At 66.2% G+C, this 16,020-nt stretch carries 12 protein-coding genes and 1 pseudogene; 6 read left to right on the forward strand and 7 right to left on the reverse strand.

Annotated elements, in window-relative coordinates; translation table 11 throughout:
- The first annotated feature begins 121 nt into the window (after positions 1–121).
- From C2L66_RS23140 to C2L66_RS23150, 3 genes are all read left to right on the forward strand, one after another.
- Positions 122–1,744, forward strand: coding sequence for an MFS transporter (locus tag C2L66_RS23140; protein ID WP_060606482.1), 1,623 nt, complete (start codon positions 122–124; stop codon positions 1,742–1,744).
- A gap of 102 nt (positions 1,745–1,846) precedes the next feature.
- Positions 1,847–2,179, forward strand: coding sequence for an NIPSNAP family protein (locus C2L66_RS23145; RefSeq protein WP_054934945.1), 333 nt, complete (start codon positions 1,847–1,849; stop codon positions 2,177–2,179).
- Positions 2,180–2,403: 224 nt separating this feature from the next.
- Entirely contained in the window at positions 2,404–5,001 is a 2,598-nt protein-coding gene (locus tag C2L66_RS23150) for a mechanosensitive ion channel domain-containing protein (RefSeq protein WP_060606481.1), read from the forward strand.
- Positions 5,002–5,032: 31 nt separating this feature from the next.
- Here C2L66_RS23150 and C2L66_RS23155 read toward each other — a convergent pair whose 3' ends face one another.
- From C2L66_RS23155 to C2L66_RS23170, 4 genes are all read right to left on the reverse strand, one after another.
- Positions 5,033–5,521: an SRPBCC family protein gene (locus tag C2L66_RS23155; RefSeq protein WP_060606478.1), complete on the reverse strand. Its 489-nt coding sequence runs from the start codon at positions 5,519–5,521 to the stop codon at positions 5,033–5,035.
- 22 nt (positions 5,522–5,543) lie between these two features.
- Entirely contained in the window at positions 5,544–7,811 is a 2,268-nt protein-coding gene (locus C2L66_RS23160) for an ATP-dependent DNA helicase (RefSeq protein ID WP_060606477.1), read from the reverse strand.
- On the reverse strand, positions 7,808–9,523 hold the full coding sequence (locus tag C2L66_RS23165; RefSeq protein ID WP_060606475.1) for a VRR-NUC domain-containing protein: 1,716 nt from the start codon (positions 9,521–9,523) through the stop codon (positions 7,808–7,810). Before C2L66_RS23165 ends, C2L66_RS23160 begins: the two co-directional genes overlap by 4 nt.
- Positions 9,524–9,608: 85 nt before the next feature.
- The gene (locus C2L66_RS23170) at positions 9,609–11,201 is read right to left on the reverse strand and encodes an MFS transporter (RefSeq protein ID WP_060607301.1); all 1,593 of its coding nucleotides are present in this window, start codon (positions 11,199–11,201) and stop codon (positions 9,609–9,611) included.
- A 283-nt stretch (positions 11,202–11,484) separates the two neighbouring features.
- Between C2L66_RS23170 and C2L66_RS23175 the strand changes: the two genes are divergently transcribed.
- Positions 11,485–12,639 carry a hypothetical protein gene (locus tag C2L66_RS23175; RefSeq protein ID WP_148654629.1) on the forward strand — a complete coding sequence of 385 codons (1,155 nt, stop codon included), beginning with the start codon at positions 11,485–11,487 and terminating at the stop codon, positions 12,637–12,639.
- Between the two features lie 109 nt (positions 12,640–12,748).
- Positions 12,749–13,873, forward strand: coding sequence for an FUSC family protein (locus C2L66_RS23180; RefSeq protein ID WP_060606471.1), 1,125 nt, complete (start codon positions 12,749–12,751; stop codon positions 13,871–13,873).
- A gap of 139 nt (positions 13,874–14,012) precedes the next feature.
- Here the strand turns inward: C2L66_RS23180 and C2L66_RS41720 are convergent, their stop codons facing one another.
- The gene (locus C2L66_RS41720) at positions 14,013–14,249 is read right to left on the reverse strand and encodes a hypothetical protein (RefSeq protein ID WP_054934952.1); all 237 of its coding nucleotides are present in this window, start codon (positions 14,247–14,249) and stop codon (positions 14,013–14,015) included.
- Positions 14,250–14,297: 48 nt separating this feature from the next.
- Between C2L66_RS41720 and C2L66_RS42165 the strand changes: the two are divergent.
- Positions 14,298–14,381 (forward strand): annotated as a pseudogene (locus C2L66_RS42165) (SymE family type I addiction module toxin); the annotation flags it as partial.
- 58 nt (positions 14,382–14,439) lie between these two features.
- Here C2L66_RS42165 and C2L66_RS41730 read toward each other — a convergent pair.
- On the reverse strand, positions 14,440–14,868 hold the full coding sequence (locus C2L66_RS41730; protein ID WP_225031931.1) for a hypothetical protein: 429 nt from the start codon (positions 14,866–14,868) through the stop codon (positions 14,440–14,442).
- An 8-nt stretch (positions 14,869–14,876) separates the two neighbouring features.
- Positions 14,877–15,668, reverse strand: coding sequence for an RHS repeat-associated core domain-containing protein (locus C2L66_RS42290; protein ID WP_269465718.1), 792 nt, complete (start codon positions 15,666–15,668; stop codon positions 14,877–14,879).
- Between the last annotated feature and the right edge of the window lie 352 nt (positions 15,669–16,020).

Raw genomic sequence — 16,020 nt, forward strand, 5'->3', positions numbered from 1 at the left:
GTGGGTTTTCTTCCGCTGCGTCGCGCGGCGGCCGTCGCGTCATCCAGTTATTGCTGAACGGCGTGGCGCCTGACGTGTCCATTGCATTGTCGATCGCACCGCAATGGAGTGGACACCCGTCATGTCCGACCACGCTTCTCTGAACCACGCGCGCGACAAGCCGCACGCCTTCCCTGCCCAGGCCAGTCCCTGCGACGATCTCGCGATCCGCGCGCAACCCGCCGCCGGGATGCCGTGCCGCCGCAAGCGCCTTGCGCTCGGCGCGACGATACTCGGCTCCAGCATGGCGTTCATCGACGGCTCCGTCGTCAACGTCGCGCTGCCCGCCATTCAGAGCGAGCTCGGCGCCAGCGTCGCAGCGATGCAATGGGTCGTCAACGCGTATCTGCTGCTGCTCGGGTCGCTCGTGCTGGTCGGCGGCGCGCTGGGCGACAAGCTCGGGCGGCGCACCGTGTTCGTCGCGGGCATCGTGCTGTTCACGGTGGCGTCAGCGGCCTGCGGCCTCGCACCGGGACCCGCCGCGCTGATCGCGGCGCGCGCCGTGCAAGGCGCAGGCGCAGCGCTGCTGGTGCCGGGCAGCCTCGCGATCATCGGCACCGTGTTCGACGAACGCGAGCGCGGCCGCGCGATCGGCACATGGGCCGGCTTCGGCGCGATCACGTCGGCGCTCGGTCCTGTCGCGGGCGGCTGGCTGGTCGACGCGTTCTCGTGGCGCGCCATCTTCTATCTGAACGTGCCGATTGCGGCCCTCACGGTTGCGCTCGCGCTGTTGTCGATACCGGCCAGCCGCGGCGAAGGCGCTGCACAGCGACTCGACTTGCCGGGCGCGCTGACGGCGGCACTGGGGCTCGGCCTGTTGACTTACGGTCTCACGCTCGCTTCGTCGCATGGTTTTGGCGATGCGATCGTGATCGGCCTGATAGCAGGCGGGCTGGCGCTGTGCGTCGCGTTCGTCGCCATCGAGGCGCGCAGCCGTGACCCGATGATGCCGCTCGATGTGTTTCATTCGCGAGATTTCAGCGGCGCGAACCTCGTGACGCTGCTGCTGTATTTCGGCCTGGGCGGCGCGCTGTTCTTTCTGCCGTTCACGCTGATTCGCGCGCACGGCTATACGGCGACGCAGGCGGGCGCGGCGCTGCTGCCCGTGCCCGTCGTGATCGGCGTGCTGTCGCGCTTCACTGGCGGGCTGGCGGCGCGTTATGGCGCGCGCCGGCTGCTGACGGCAGGGCCTGTGATCGCGGCAGCCGGCTTTGCGCTGCTCGCGCTGCCCGGCTGGCTCGATATCGACCGCGCGCGCTACTGGACGAGCTATTTCCCCGCCCTCGCCGTGCTCGGCCTCGGCATGACCGTCACGGTCGCGCCGCTCACCACAACCGTGATGACGTCCGTTGCCGCCGCGCGCACGGGGGTCGCGTCCGGCATCAACAATGCCGTCGCGCGGATCGCGAGCCTGCTGGCGATCGCGGTGCTCGGCATCGTGTTCGTCTGGTCGCACGACGCGGCGCTGTCGATGCGGCTCGAACAGCTGCACATTCCCGCCGATCTGCATCGCGAGGATCAGCTCGAACCGCACGCGATGGCGGGCGCGCATGCTGTGCCTGCCGAGATCGTCGCCGCACAGTCCGATGCGATCGACGCGGGGTTGCGCGCCGTCGCGCTGGTGTCGGCGCTATGCGCGCTGCTGGGCGCGGCGTGCGCGGCGGCCACGATTCGCGGCCAGCCGAAGCCGCGAGGCGAGCCGTAGCGCAAGGCACATCGACACTTCCACCCAGCCTGAAACATCGCGCGCCACGCGTCACGGATACTGACCGTCAGCCATGCCACGGCAACCACGACGGGAGTCTCCATGACAATCACCTGTTTCATCCGCTATCAGATCGATCCGTTCCAGCGCGACGCGTTCAGGCAATACGCCGAGAACTGGGGAGACATCATTCCGCGCTGCGGCGGCCATCTGCTCGGCTATTTCCTGCCGTACGAAGGGACGAACGACATCGCGTGGGGCCTGATTGCGTTCGACAGCCTCGCCGCTTACGAAGCGTATCGCGCGAGGCTGCGCACCGATCCCGCAGCGGTCGAAAACTTCGCCATGGCGCAGGCCAGGCGCTTCATCCTGCGCGAAGAACGGACCTTCACGGAAGTTGTCGGCGGGACGCTCGGCAAGCCCGCTCACGCGTAACGCGCACCAGGCGCCAGCGACGCCGCCGCACTCCTCATCAGCACAAAAAAACACGAAAAAGCGTGCATCGCACGCATTCATGCGCATTGGATGATCGGATTCGCTGCTTTGCGGAACTTATCGTGCGCCGCGAGGGTCGCTTTATTTTCCAGTCGAATCGTGGTGGCTCCCGGCGCCGCATCGCGTCCAGCCGTACGCGCATCGCCGCCGCCCACCGGCCCTACATGCGCAAATTTCTCCTGCTCTGCCTGCTCGCGCTGTTCTGCGCGCCCGCCTTCTCCGCCGTGACGGCGACGACCAGCGCGTCCGGCGCGTCCGCCACCACCGTCACGCTCACGCCCGACCAGGCCCGCCAGGCGCTGCAGGTGCTGAACGACCCCAAAAAGCGCGCGCAGATCGAAGACACGCTGACGGCCATCGCCGCCGCAGGCGCGCTCGCGACGCCGGCCGCACCCGTGTCGGGTGCATCGGCGGCGGACGCGGCGTCGGGCGCGAGCGTGCCCGCCGCGTTCAAATCGAATGGGCTCGCGTCGCAACTGGTGCGCCAGGGCGCGCACTGGATCACGGAAGGCGGCATGAACCTCAAACGCTCGGTCGCCGTGCTGCTCGACACATCGTCGGCCCGCTACTGGTGGAACGTGCAGCTTTCCGATCCGCACGAGCGCGCCAAGGTGTTCAGCGTGCTGCTCGCGCTGATCGGCACGCTGCTGCCCGCAATCGCGCTCGAATGGCTGGCGCGCAGGCTGTTGCGCCGGGCGCGCGCCGCGATCATCTTGCGGCGCGAGGCACGTGAGGCTCGCGAAGCGCGCGAGCACGCACGCGAAGCCGCAGCCTCGGATCATGCCGCGAGCGCCGAAACCGCTGAAATCGCCGAAGCCGCGGAAACCGCCGCCGCGCAGGCGGCAGCCGGCGTCGCGGCGAGCCCGGCCGTGCCGTCGATGTCGACGCCGCCCCGGGCGTCGGCCGAATCGTCGCAGCCCAGGCCCGACAACCCCGGCAACCAGCAAAAAGAAGCCCGCAGCAAGCGCCAGGCGGAACATCACTGGACCACGCTGCAGCGTCTGCCAAGCGCGGCGCTGCAATTGCTCTTGCGGGTGCTGCCGCTCGTCGTGTTCGTCGCGGCCGCGAGCGCGCTGATGTCGATCTTCACCGAGGACGGCACGGTTCAGGACGCGGCGCTCAACGGACTGATCGACCTGTACATGATTTGCCGCGCGATCGTGATCGCCGCAGGCTTTTTCCTGCAGCCGGACGCGCCGGGGCTGCGCCTGCTGCGCGTGCCCGATAGCTGGGCGCTGTTCATGCAGCGCTGGGTGATACGCGTGGTCAGCGTGATCGGCGCGGGCGGCGCGATGATCCAGATCGCCACCGCGCTCGGCCTGAGCGACGCCGCGCATCTGCCCCTCGTCAAGCTGCTGGCGCTGGTCGGGCATGTGATGGTGTCGATCATGATCCTGCAATGCCGCGCGCCGATTTCCGCCTTGCTGCGCGAGCGCACCGGCGAGACGGACGCCGACAGCCAGCGCACCGTGACGATGCTCGCGCACGGCCTGATCGACATGTGGGCGTGGGTCGCCGTGTTCATCGTGATGGCGCTGTGGTTCGTGTGGGCGCTCGACGTGCACAACGGCTACCGCACGTTGCTGCATCTGGGCGGCCTGTCGCTCGCCGTGCTGGTGGGTGCGCGCGTGGTGGCGATCGTGCTGTTCGGCGCGCTCGGGCGGCTCTTTCATGTCGAAGAAGGCGAGCAGCGTTCGCTGGTGCATCAGCACGCGTACCGCTACTACCCGTTGATCCGGCGCGTCATCTCCGCGCTCGTGGTGGTTGTCACCGCGCTCGTGCTGCTGCAGCTGTGGGGACTCGACGTGTGGCAGTTCTTCCGGCCCGGTGCGATCGGCCACCGCTTGACGTCGGCCATCGTGACGATCTGCGTGTCGGCCGTGATTGCGCTGGTGGTATGGGAGATCGCGAACGTCTCCGTTGAAAAACGCCTCGCGCAGTGGACCAAAAGCGGCGACCTGATGCGCGCCGCGCGGCTGCGCACGCTGGTGCCCATGCTGCGCTCGGCGCTGTTCGTCGTGATTGCGCTGGTCGTCGTGATGACGGGTTTGAGCGAGCTTGGCGTGAACACAGCGCCGCTGCTGGCGAGCGCGAGTATCTTCGGCGTCGCGCTCGGCTTCGGTTCGCAAAAGCTCGTGCAGGATTTCATCACGGGGATTTTCCTGCTGATGGAAAACGCGATGCAGGTCGGCGACTGGGTGACGCTCGCGGGCGTCTCCGGCACGGTCGAATATCTGTCTATCCGCACGGTGCGCCTGCGCGGCGGCGACGGCTCGCTGTACACGGTGCCGTTCAGTTCGGTGTCGACGGTGAACAATACGAATCGCGGACTCGGCAACGCCGCCGTTCGCGTCAGCATCGCGTACGGCGAGGACGTCGACCTCGCCATCGCGACGCTCAAGGAAATCGGCGCCGCGCTGCGCGACGACGAGCAGTTCAAGGACGGCATTCTGTCGGACTTCAGCTTCTGGGGCGTCGATGCCGTCGACGGCGCGTCCGTCACGCTCGCCGGCCAGATTCAATGCCGCGACTCGTCACGCTGGCCCGTGCAGCGCGAATTCAACCGGCGCATCGTCGAGACGTTCCGCGCGAAGGGCATCGAGATCGCAAATCCGCAGCGCAGTTTGCTGATCACGGCCAGTCCCGCGCAAGGCGGTTCCGATTCCGCTAACGACGACCTCGAAGGGCCGCCGCGTCCGTCGAATGTGCCGGATGGACCGCAACAGGCGCAAAAGCCGTCGTCGAAGGTGGCGCGGCACTGAGCTTTCATGACGCGGCCCCCGCCTGCCCGCCTCAGGACGAATGTTCGACGCCGAGCAGCCGCGCGTCGAGCAGATCGGCCAGCGCTTCGCCGCCCCGCTGCATCACGTAGTCGTGATTCCATTTGAAGAACGGGCGCGCGATCGGCGCAAGCAGGTTCATCCAGCCGCGCTTCGTGCGTACGCGCCATTCGTAGCGCACCACCGTCGCTTCGCCGTGCGTCGAGAACTGCCAGCGCCCCGTTCCTTCGACGTCGCCGCACGCTTCGCCTTCGAGGGCGGCGAACGGCTCGACGCGGGTCACGCGCATGTCGAACGCGACGCGATACGGCAAGCGCCCTTTCCACGTGTAGCGATGCAAGGCGCCGACGCCGTCGCTCGCGCCCGGCTCCACTTCGATCACGCGCTCGACGCAGGTCCACCATTGCGGCCAGCGCGCGGGGTCGTGGATGGCATCCCAGACGGCCGGTAGCGGCGCGTCGACGCGCCAGATCGTCGTGAAGCGGTATTCGCCTGGGCGCACGGCGTGTCTCCCGTTCTTGTTGCTATGTCGCTATCTTCCACCAGCGCGGCAACAGGCGCTTCACATCCGCGCGCCGATACCGGTCGTCGATCAGATGCACGACGCCCGCATCGTGCTCGGTGCGAATCACGCGCCCCGCCGCCTGCACGACCTTCTGCATGCCCGGATATAGATACGCATAGTCGTAGCCGTTGCCGAACTGCGCATCGAAGGTGCGGCGCATCTGTTCGTTGACGTCGTTCATCTGCGGCAAGCCGAGCGTCGCGATGAACGCGCCGATGAGCCGTTCGCCGACCAGATCGATGCCCTCCGAAAACGCGCCGCCCAGCACCGCGAAGCCCACGCCCGCGCCGCCCGTCGCGAAGCGCGCGAGGAACGCGTCGCGCGCGCGCTCGTCCATGCGCGGCTCCTGCGTCCAGATGGGCACCTGCGGATGCCGTTCGCGCATCGATCCCGCGACGCGCTGCAAGTAATCGAAGCTGCTCAGAAAGCCGAGGTAGTTGCCCGGACGCGCGGCGTACTGCTGCGCGATCAGATCGACGATCGGTTCGAGCGAACGCTCGCGGTCGCGCCAGCGCGTCGACACGTGATGCGCCACATGCACATTCAGCTGCTCCGACCTGAACGGTCCTTCGACGTCGACCCAGCCGGTGTCGGCGGGCAGGCCGAGCATGTCGCGATAGAAATGCTGCGGGCTGAGCGTGCCGGAGAATACGATCGTCGCGCGGGCGGCGGCGTAGCGCGGCTTGAGGAACGGCGCGGGAATCACGTTGCGCACGCAAATCTGCGTGGCGGGCTTCGCGCGGGCTGCGCCATGCGGTGTTTCGAGCGTCACGTCGACGATCGAATGATCGCCGAACTGCTCGACGAGCGACATGAAATGCAGTGCGTCGAAATAAAAACGCAGCGCGTTTTCATCGACGGATTGCGGAGTTTCCGCAAGCTGATCGCCAATCGATGCGATCAGGTTTTGCAACGCCGACTGCAGTTTTGGCGGCACGTCGGGCAGCACCTCGTACGCGGCACGGCGCTCGCGGTTCAACGCATTCCATTCGCGATTCAGGCGATCGAACGGCTTTTTGAGCGCTGCGGGCGCGGCATGGCGCGCGCCGCGAAACGCATGCTGATCGAGCGTCGCGCTGTACATGCGGCGCGCGCGGTCGGGCAGATTGTGCGCTTCGTCGGCAAGCACCGCGACACGCCAGCCGTTTAGCTGCGTGAGCGCGTATAGCATGGCGCTGCTGTCGAAGTAGTAGTTGTAGTCGCCGATCACGACGTCGCACCAGCGCGCCATTTCCTGAGCGAGATAGTACGGACAGATGCCATGCGCCAGCGCCGTTTCGCGCACGGCTGCGCGGTCGAGCGTGCGCGCCTGCAACGCGGTGTCGCGCGCGGCAGGCAGACGGTCGTAGAAGCCGCGTGCGAGCGGACAGGAGTCGCCGTCGCAGGATTTGTCGGGATGCTCGCAGGCCTTGTCGCGCGCGACGAGTTCGAGCGTGCGCAACGGCAGCGCGGCTTCGCCGCGATGCAGGAATTCGATGGCTTCGAGTGCGAGCGCGCGGCCCGGCGTTTTTGCCGTGAGAAAGAACACGCGGTCGAGATGATCTGCACCGCACGCCTTCAGCAGCGGAAAGATCGTGCCGAGCGTCTTGCCGATGCCCGTCGGCGCCTGCGCCATCAGACAGTGCCCGTCGCGCGCCGCGCGGAACACGGCTACGGACAGTTCGCGCTGACCGCTGCGGAACTCGCCGTAGGGAAAACGCAACGCGTTCAACGCAGCGTTGCGCGCATCGCGATGCGCTGCTTCGCGCGCCGCCCACGCGACGAAGCGCTCGCACTGATCCTCGAAGAATGCGCGCAGCGACGCGGCCGTATGCTGTTCGGTCAGCACGGTTTCCTTCTGGCTGGCGATATCGAAATACACGAGCGCGACCGTCAATGCATCGAGCGCGCGCGCCTCGCACAGCAAATGCCCATACACCAGCGCCTGCGCCCAATGCACCGCCCGATGATTCGCGGGCATCCGTTCAAGATCGCCGCGATGCGTCTTGATCTCTTCGAGCCGGTTCAACGCCCGGTCGTAGCCGTCGGCGCGGCCGCGCACCGTGAGGCCGCCGTGCGTACCCGTCAGCGTGATCTCCGCTTCGTAGCCGGATGCGCGGCGCGCCGTCACGGCCTGATGTCCGGCGATGCCTTCGAGCGCCGACGGCGCGGGCGTGAAGCGCAGATCGAGATCGCCGCGCCGCGCGGTGAACTCGCAGAGCGTGCGCACGGCGACGACGTAGGTCATGCCGCCTCCGCGTCCGTTGTACCGGCGAGCGCATCGCTGGCGCTGCCGGTCCAGCGGATATCGAGCACGCGCACGGGCATGTCGTGCTGCACGCAGTACGCGAGCCAGCGTATCTGGTTGTCCTGCAGACGATCGCCCGGTCCTTTCACTTCGATCAGTTCATAGCGCCGCTCGCGCGGCCAGAAACGGATCAGATCGGGCAGGCCCGAACGGTTCGCGCGGATATCCAGCAACAGCCGGTCGAACCATAGCCTCAGATGGGCGGCGGGCAGGCAATCGAGCGCGAGCGTCAGCAGCTCGGGCGTGAGCATGCCCCAGAACACGAAGGGCGATTGCAAGCCGGCTTTGGTTTCGAAGTGACGCAGGATCGTCTCGCGATACGCGCCGCTGTCCAGTTGCGCGAAGCAGGCGTCGAATTGCGTGGCACGGTGCGCGCGGAAGTCGGGCGCGTGCAGATCGGCGGGGCCACGCTGGAACGGGTGAAAGAACGCGCCAGGCACCGCCTCGAAAACGGGCTCCCAGCACAGCAGACCGAACAGCGAATTGATCAGCGCGTTTTCGACGTAGTGCACGGGCGCGTCGGGCGTGGACAGATGATCGCGCACCGCGTATTCGACGGCGACGGGTTCCAGTGGACGCGGCATTTCGAGCATGCCGCGCTGCGCCGCGCGCACGTCCGCAGGTTTTGGCGCGGCGACGCCGAGCCGCCGTTGCAGGCGCGGCAGCATGCGCGCGACGCGCTGCTGCTCCTCTTCGCTCTCGGGAAGCGCGGCCGCTTGCAGCGCCAGCGCGAGCGCCGCTTCGTCGCGTCCGTCGCGCTCCAGCACGCGCATGCGCCTGTGCCGCGCGCCCGGCCAGGCGCAGCGCTCGTAGATGCGCAGCGCCGCCTCCCAGTCGCGCCGGCGTTCGGCCTGATAGCCGATCGCGTACAGCAGCTTCGCGCGGCGCAACGCGAGCCAGGGGTTGTGCTGTGTATCGATTGCATCGACGGCTTCGAGCAGCGGGTCGAACGCGGCGTCGCCCGTCAGTTCCAGTGCTTCGCGGCACGCCTGCAAGGCCAGATAACCGTCGACATCGCCGCGCTGCCGGAACGCCCGCGACGACGGCGCGAACGCCACGCGCTCGTACTGGTACACGCCGAGATCGGCGAGCACGAACTCGGACCAGTCCTGATGCAGATTGCCGAAGAACATCAGCCGGAAGCGCTCGCACAGCGGCGCGACGAGCACGCGCAGCGCGGCTTCGTCAGCGGCTGGGTCCCATTCGCGATAACGCCGCTGCAACGCGTGCGCGGGGTCCGCGACGCGCAGCGCTTCGAGCCACTCGGCCTTGCGCAGGCCCTTGAGCGCGGGCGAAGCAGCGAACATGCGTTGCAGTTCGGGGCGTGTCGCGCACGCGAACAGTTCGTCGAGCGACAGGCCCGCGTCCGCATCGACCCAGCCAAGCGCGGCGAGCGGCGCAGCCGCCTGCACGGGACAACCGATTTCCGCATACGCGAGCCGCCCCGTGCGAAACAGCGTGCCTTTGCGCATCAGCATGCGCACGAGTAGCGCGCGCGATGCTTTCGGCAGGCGCGCGTCGTCGCGCAGGAATGCGCCTAGAAAGGCGCGCTCGCTGTCGTCGAGCAGATCGTCGTAACGGCCGGCGATCCACGCGAGCGCGCGCTCGAAATTCGACAGGTAATAGAACGGATCGGGAGCGTCGGTCGGCACGGCTATCGGAGACGGAAGGCTGTATATTTATACAGCCATGATAGCAAAACCCGTGGCCCGCGAACCCGGAAACCGTGCATGCCGCTCATGCACCTCGCACTTCCGTCTCGGCATAGGTCACCTGCACGGCGGGCACGAACCACGCGAGGCATAGCCCGATCAACGCGGCGAGCGCGGCCACCGACAGGCCGATGTGAATCGACGCGATGAGCGCTTCGCGCGCCATGTGCATCATCGGATCGCCGGATTGCCCTGCCGCCACCAGATGCTCGATCAGCGCGGACTGCTCGTTGCGATCGACCAGCAGATCGGGACTCGCGAACGACTTGAGCCATTGCGTCGCCTGATACGAATCGAGCGAGCGGTTCACGCCCTGCGTGTACATATGCCCGAGCAGCGCGCCCGTGATCGCGGTGCCGAGCATGCCGCCAAAGATCCGCAGCGATTGCAGCAGCGCCGTCACCGCGCCGAGGTGATCGCGCGCGACGATCTGCTGCGAGCAGATCGTCAGGTTGGTCGCAACGAGGCCAAGCCCGAGTCCGCTCACGCCCATGCACGCCATCCACACGATATGCGGCTCGTGCCCCTTGAACGAAACGAGCGCGACGCAGCCGGCCACGAACAACGCGAAGCCGGCGTACATCAGCCCGTTCGCGCGCCGGATCCGCGTGACGATGCGGTTGTTCAGCACGCTGCCGACCGTCGTACCGAGCAGCAGCGGCGTGATCAGCATGCCGGAGTCGTGTGGCGACATCGCGTAGCCGCCCTGGAACAGCAGCGGTACGTAGAACACCATCGAAAACAGCGCAAAGCCGCCGAGCACCGACATCGCAAAGAGCGGCGCGAGCTTGCGGTCGAGCAGTACGTCGACGGGCACGACGGGATAGCCCATGCGCTTTTCCCAGAAGTACAGCGTCAGGCCGCACACGGTCGTGATGGCGAACAGCAGCCCCGTCGTGCCGCTGATGCCCTCGCGCGGCAGCAATTCGATCAGCAGTTGCAGGGCGCCGAACGTCACCGCGACGACGAATGCGCCGAGCCAGTCGAGCTGGATCGGCCCGCTCGCCTTCAGATGGCGCAGCCTGGGCAGAAACATCTGGACAAAGATCAGCGACACGACGCCGACGGGCACGTTGACGAAGAATACGAGCCGCCAGCTCTGCATTTGCGTGAGCATGCCGCCGAGCGTCGGCCCGACGATGTTCGCAATGCCGAACGACGACGTGACGAACACCAGCCAGCGCAGCCTGAGTTTGGGATCGGGGAACAGATCGGCGACGGTGGCGAACACGGTGCCGATCAGAATGCCGCCGCCGATGCCCTGCAGGCCGCGCGCGGCGACCAGCAACAGCATGCTGTTCGCGAGCCCGCACAGCACCGACGCCAGCGTGAACAGCAGGATCGCGGCGATCAGGAACGGCTTGCGGCCATACAGGTCGCCGAGCCGCCCGAAGATCGGAATGGTGATGACGGAGGCGAGCATGTACGAGGTCGCGACCCACGCGTAGAAGTCGAAACCCTTCAGATCGGCGACGATGCGCGGCAGCGCGGTGCCGACGATGGTCTGGTCGAGCGCCACCAGCATCGTGACGAAGGCGATGCCGAGCATCGCGAGCAGGGACTCGCGAAACGGCAGCAATTGCCGGCTGGGATCGTGAACGGAAATGGCGGATCTCATGGCGTGCTCCACCGTAAAGGCGTCGGCGTATGTGGCGGACAGGCTGCCGGGCCTTTGCACCGGCATGCGGCTCTATCGAGAGTGATACTCGCGTCTGAAAATAGCAAGGGCATTTCCCCGGCGGGCGCCTGTCTTGGTGCCTGGCTCCGGGCGACATTCGCCGCCGCCCGGCCGCCCGAATTCCTGCCTATACTTACCTGGCCGTTTCGGACAAAGGCAAGCGGCCAACCGCCGCGCGACAGGTGATTCTCTCATCCGTTTGCTAACACGAAGGAGACCTTTGGTGAACGACGCCGATCTGGTCGCCGCGGCCCACGCCGCCTTCAATCCCTACGTTCTCGAGCAGTTGAGCAGCCGCATCGGTTTGCCGCCCGACACGATCCGCCTGGTGGTGGAACGCGCGGCACCCGGCATCGTCCTGACGATGATGGCGAGAGCGGGCAGCGCGGAAAGCGCGCAACGCCTGTTCATCGTGCTCATGTCCACCGAGTCCAATCCGCGCATCGCGGCGCAACTCGCCGGCCTGACCGCGAGTTCGCACGGGCTGAAGGCCGTCGAGCGCTCCGGTCATGCGCTCGCGACGCGCATCGCCGACAGCCGCGAGATCGCCATGATCAGCGACCACATCGCCGCGCTGACGGCCGTGCCGCCGCAAGCCACGCATGCGTTGACGGACGTCGCATCGGCTGTGGTGTTCGGCGCGGCCAAGCACCACATGTTGCTCGAACAGGGCAGCGCGGGCGACCTGCCCGGACTGCTCGCGTATCAGTGGCCGATCGCTGCGCCGTGGCTCGCCGAAGGCTATGCGAAGGCACTCGGATTCGAGAATTCCGCTGCGTTCGCGGATAGCGTCCCGCAACGGCTCGTCGAACTGGCGGCCGTCATGCCGCGCGAAAGCGTCGCAGCCGGGAACGGAGCGCCGCCAACCGTGGATGCCGCGCGGTCCGGCGGCTATGCTGGCAGCGATCCCTACGGACTGGCGGGCGGCGCGCCTGGCGCTTCTGCCTATGGCGCTGCCTCCGCTTCTGCTTCCTCTGCCGCGCGAACGGCGCCTGGCGCGCCCGCGCAGTTGCTGACGACAGTCGAACCTTCCGCGCCCCGCCCGCGCCGCGCTCCCGTCTGGGCCTGGGGCATACTCGCCGTCATCGTGTTGCTGATCGGCATCATCGTGTACGGCTACCGGCAGCGAACGGGCGCGGACGAAGGGACTGCGCAGCTCGCCAGCAGCACGGCATCGGGCGCGTTGTCGACGGCCGTGCCCGTGTCCGGCGCATCCGCGCCGCCTGCGGCGCAGACGGCAGCGGATTCGGGCAGGTCGGGAACGGCGGCGGCGTCGGAGGCAGTGGCGTCGTCCGAAGCCGCGTCGGCGACAGGGGCCGCTGCCGCGGGAGGCGCTCCTGCCAGCAATGCGAACCCGGCCTCTGCGGCAAGCCAGTGAAGCTGGCATCGCGCCATTGCGGCGCCGGGCCGCGTCTCGCCGTGTCCGTACCCGGCGGGACGTCGCTTTCCCGCATGCGAACCCTTGCGCCTTTGTGACGATGCGTGCCATGGACCCGTCTACTGATCCCGCCGATCGCGAACCTTCCGCCGACACCGCGCACAGCGGACTACCCGCGAGGCATCCGATTGCCGCGTTCGGCGGCTGGCTGGCGCGCGTCGATCCCGGCACGCATCGACGCATCAAGGGCTTGCGCCTCGTGACGGCATATGGACTCGCCTCGGCGCTCGGCACATTGCAGGACGTCACGCATGGATTGCCACGCGGTACGTCGGTCGGTCTGCTCGCGGCCAACTTCGCGCTGTGGGCGAGCGTGTCCGAGGCGCGCACGACGCGGCCCGAATCGAGCCGCGATCTCGCGCTGCTCTGTGCGGCGGCCGCGCTCGGTGCGGCCATGTATGTATGCGTTGCACAGCCACTGCTCGTCTTCGGGCACGCTGGTCCGGAGCTCGTACTGGTGACAGGGGCGTTCCTCGTTGGCTATCTGAAGCGATTCGGCGTGACGGGCGGGGGACTTGGCTCGCAGATCTACATCGGGCAACTGCTCGCCTACGGCGCGAACCTCGCGCCCGCCGATCTGCCCGCCATTGCCATTGCGGGGTTGATCGCGATGCTGGCGTCGATCGTGCCCCGGCTGCTGAGCGGGCCCGCCGAACGGCCAGCCGTCGTCGCCGCGCTGTCGCCCGGACCCGAGCCCGTGCCGGGACGGCCTTCACCCGAATTCGTGATGGGACTGCAGGCCGCAAGCGGCGCGCTCGTGGTCGTCGCGTTGAACGCGTGGCTGAACCTCGCGGAATCGGTGTGGGCGATCACGGCGTGCACGTACGTGGTCGCCGGCTCCGCGACAGGCACCGTGCAGCGCGTGCGGCGGCGGATCATCGGCACGCTCGTTGGGGTGCCGCTCGGGCTCATCTGTTTGCCGATTGCGGAGCATGCGCCGCTGCTGATCTGGCTCGCCGCGGCGCTCGCGATGGTCGTTTATTCGATGGCGTTGCCCGAGCGGTATGACATTGCGTGCGGCGCGTTCGCGTTCACGCTGATCGTCACGCTGGCGGTGAATGGTATGCACTCGATTCCATTTCTCACGGCGCGGGCGTGGGAGACGTTGATTGGCGGGGCGCTGGGGTTGCTGGCGGCGACGGTTATTTTTCCGTTGAGGGTGAGGGAGAGGTGAGGCTGGCTCGAGGAGTCAGGAATAGTGTCGAGCCCGTTGCGGGCTGAAACTCATCGGCGGTGCGCAGCTGATGATTGAACTCATGCGCCGCGGGCGGGCGCGCATAGCGCTGCGCTTCCTTCAGGCGACCCGCCGCATCTTACTCATACAGCCATGTCGGTCCGCCCGGCTCCCGGCGCCGCGCCAGATTGCCGTGCGCGTCATACTCGTACGTCACCCCGAGATACTCGCCCATCACGTTATCGAGCCACTTCGGCAGCGATCGACGCCACGCCTCCACCTTCTCCCGATCCTGCACGCCGCGCGTGTCGTGGCGCGAGAATGGCTCACCGAACGTTTCGTGCCCATCCAGCAGTCCCCGACACTTCCAGCGCAACTGGAAGCGACCATTGCACCTGCGAAGCGCGCCGCCGCTTTATCCGTGGTGAAGCTCGCTGGGCGTTGGATCGAGAACGCCGGATTTGCAGCAGGACAGCGCGTCAAGATCGCTGTTGAACATGGGCGGCTCACCATCACCGTCGAACAGAAGAACAAAGGGCCGCGTCAGCGGCCCTTGACTTACTCAGTTAGAGAGTTATCAGGCTCCCGTATAAATCAAGCTGACGATTTTCGGCAACATAAACATAAACGTCACGACCAGTTACATAGCAGTCACCAAACTTCCGAACATCTTCAATTGACTTCGGATCTTCGACCTCTCCATACACACCGTCAACATCCAAGCACCATAAGTCATCGAATTTCACCAGATGCACCCCCGCGCAAATCGAGTTTGGCTGATTCCCTTTCCACTGGGCATTGAATTCCGCAACATCTTTCACAACGATCTTGACGGTATCCCATCTATCCCCCGGAACCGAATGATTTTTCGCATAAAAGATAGCTTGAGCCGCTGCAGGCTCTCCCATCGGATAGAAGAAACCAAACGACACAACAAGACCATCATCAAAGTTGTGATAGTCGTTTAGCAATTGTTTCAGTTCTTCTTCAGACATCTCCGCCCCTACTGTCCAATAGGTGTTGCTGGTTTCATGCCCGGAGGAATCGCCTTCCATTCAGCCGGAACATCCGATGGCGGAATATGAGGTGCGTTGGGACCATGCGCCGCAGCCACACTCGCCGCACTACCCGGGGGTTGAATTGGGTGTGCATGACCAGAGCATGCACATCCACCGTGATTCTTGAAATCGACTTGCCCGATTAGATCACCATTGCCATCGTAGACCGCATTCTGCACGGCAACCGTTCCCGTCGAATCGCTTTTCGTATAAATCGAATTCGGCGTCGCACCCGTAAGCGGTGGTCGTACAGTACCTGACGTTTGGCCACCACTACCCGCAGTCAATCCCAGGGGATCGACCCAGCCCGTGGGATTTTTGCAGTAGTTGTACTCATTCAACCCACCGGCCAAGCCAATGGGGTCTTTGCTAATGTAGCGCCCCGCGTGCGGATCGTAATACCTGTGCCGGTTATAGTGCAGCCCCAATTCCTCATCATGATACTGCCCCTGCGCCCGTATCAGACTCCCCGTTTCCGCCGCCCCATCCCCCAGCTTCGCGCCCCTGAGCGCACCCCACGCCCGGTACCGCCCCAGCCACACCACCTTACCCGACTCATCCACCAGTTCCTGTGGCGTGCCCAGATGATCGTTCTGGTAAAAGTACGTCGCGTGCCGCGTACGCGCCGGATACTCAACAAAGCGCCCGCGCGTGCCCGTCGCAAGATACGCCGCCTGCTCCAGCGTCTCATCCAGCCGCGCCAGCGGCACGAACGTCCCCGGCTCGTACAGATACACCGACGCCGCCCGCCACTGATATCGCCCCGCCTCCAGTGTATGATGCCGCTGCGCCACGGGTAACGCATACGCATCTTCGGGATTCTCACTGGGAGTTGATCATGGCTGTTGCCAATCTTTAAGCACGTGAGCCCGTCACTCAACGCATCGTGACGACATTGCAAAGCGCAACTGACCGCGATACACATCAACACGCGCCACTCATGCCGTGGATGCATTTTGTCAATCTGTATCTCGAACGCATGGGCTTTGTGCCTGGACAGCGCGTGAACATCACCGCTAACTTTCGCTTCGGCAACCTTATCATCTCGCCTGACCACGGCTAGAGGCAACAAGGGCCGCGTTAGCGGCC

Origin of the sequence: Paraburkholderia caribensis (assembly GCF_002902945.1) — a bacterium.
GTDB lineage: Bacteria > Pseudomonadota > Gammaproteobacteria > Burkholderiales > Burkholderiaceae > Paraburkholderia > Paraburkholderia caribensis.

Excerpts from the sequence above, each read along its gene's own strand:
- C2L66_RS23140 (WP_060606482.1), top strand. The coding sequence starts at position 122 with ATGTCCGACCACGCTTCTCTGAACCACGCGCGCGACAAGCCGCACGCC.
- C2L66_RS23145 (WP_054934945.1), top strand. The coding sequence starts at position 1,847 with ATGACAATCACCTGTTTCATCCGCTATCAGATCGATCCGTTCCAGCGC.
- C2L66_RS23150 (WP_060606481.1), top strand. The coding sequence starts at position 2,404 with ATGCGCAAATTTCTCCTGCTCTGCCTGCTCGCGCTGTTCTGCGCGCCC.
- C2L66_RS23160 (WP_060606477.1), bottom strand. The coding sequence starts at position 7,811 with ATGACCTACGTCGTCGCCGTGCGCACGCTCTGCGAGTTCACCGCGCGG.
- C2L66_RS23170 (WP_060607301.1), bottom strand. The coding sequence starts at position 11,201 with ATGAGATCCGCCATTTCCGTTCACGATCCCAGCCGGCAATTGCTGCCG.
- C2L66_RS23180 (WP_060606471.1), top strand. The coding sequence starts at position 12,749 with ATGGACCCGTCTACTGATCCCGCCGATCGCGAACCTTCCGCCGACACC.
- C2L66_RS41730 (WP_225031931.1), bottom strand. The coding sequence starts at position 14,868 with ATGTCTGAAGAAGAACTGAAACAATTGCTAAACGACTATCACAACTTT.